Consider the following 1,344-nt stretch of genomic DNA (forward strand, 5'->3'; position numbering starts at 1 on the left):
CCACCGCATTGCGGCTGTCGTAGGTCGTTCAGTGGCCGTTATGGAATGGCTTACGGGCGGGAGAAGTTTGCTTCTTCTGACAGAAGTTGTTAGTTAATAGTCGGAGGTTGTTAAAATACAGCCTAAAATTTGCATGGGCGACATAAACCCGGGCCCCGTCCTATCGCGATAAGCCGCCTACCATTCAATGGTGGCTCCCTCAGCAATGCGGTGGCTCTGAGCAAGAGGAAGTGAGTGGCGTTCGCGATATGGACTAAAAAATCAGCCACCTCTACAGGATGAAAAACAGTCCTATTGCTAATCATCCTCTACTCACTCTTCAAACTCTTCGCCGGGTTAGCCGTAGCGGCCCGGAAGGATTGCCAGCCGACGGTCAGGGTAGCAATGAAGGCCGTGGTGAAAATAGCCACCAGGAAGGTCGTCCAGCCAATACTGATGCGGTAAGTATAATCTTCCAGCCAGCCTGACATCACCCACCAGCCCAGCGGAGCGGCTACAACGAAGGCCAGTACCACCAGTTTGGCGAACTCCTTCCCAAACAAAGCCAGAATCTGAGCTACGCTGGCCCCGAGTACTTTCCGAACGCCGATTTCCTTGGTTTTTTGAGCCGCCATGAAGCTGACCAGTCCGTACAGACCCAGGCAACCAATGATGATGGCGATGAAGGAAAAGACGCGAATCAGATTCAGAATCAGGTTTTCGGTTTGGTACGACTGAGCAATGCGTTGATCCAGGAAGGTCTGATCGTACAGGTGATCGGGATACACTTCATTCCAAAGCTGTTCGATCCCGGCCAGCGTCTGGGGGAGGTGAGCCGTACTGACTTTTAACGCTCCCGTGTAGTAGAGGTTATGATCGGAGAACAAGACCACGGGTTGAATCTGATTGTGAAAAGAAAGGTTATTCCAGTCTTTCACTACCCCAGCGATGGGAGCAGTCCGGCCCCAAACGGTCATATTACGCCCGACGACATCGGCGGGTTTCAGATTTCCACCCAGCCGTTTTACGTACGTTTCATTCACCATAAACGCACGCGTGGTATCACTTTCGGGAATATTTTTACCGGCTACTAGCTTCAGACCAAAGGTTTGCAGGTAATGTGAGTCAATGGGTTTCGTATTAACGGACCATTTCTCGTCTTCCTGCCGGGTATCGAACCGGTGGTTGGTATTGTTGTTGGAATTGCTGGTGGGAGCCTGGGACACAAATGAAACTTTCTCTACGCCGGGTATCTGCATAAACCGATGGCGAAGGGACTCGGTGACTTTGTCCGGCGTAGGTAAATTCACCATGACAATCGCGGTAGGATCATAGCCAATGTCTTTTCCCCGGAAAAAATCCATT

General features: G+C 51.1%; 1 protein-coding gene. It reads right to left on the reverse strand.

All coding sequences use genetic code 11. From position 1 onward, the window contains the following. Positions 1 to 308: 308 nt before the first annotated feature. A partial coding sequence (locus BWI93_RS01835; RefSeq protein WP_094808466.1) for an ABC transporter permease occupies positions 309 to 1,344 on the reverse strand: 1,036 nt, incomplete at its 5' end.

This window comes from Siphonobacter sp. BAB-5385, from assembly GCF_002261125.1.
Classification (GTDB): Bacteria; Bacteroidota; Bacteroidia; order Cytophagales; family Spirosomataceae; genus Siphonobacter.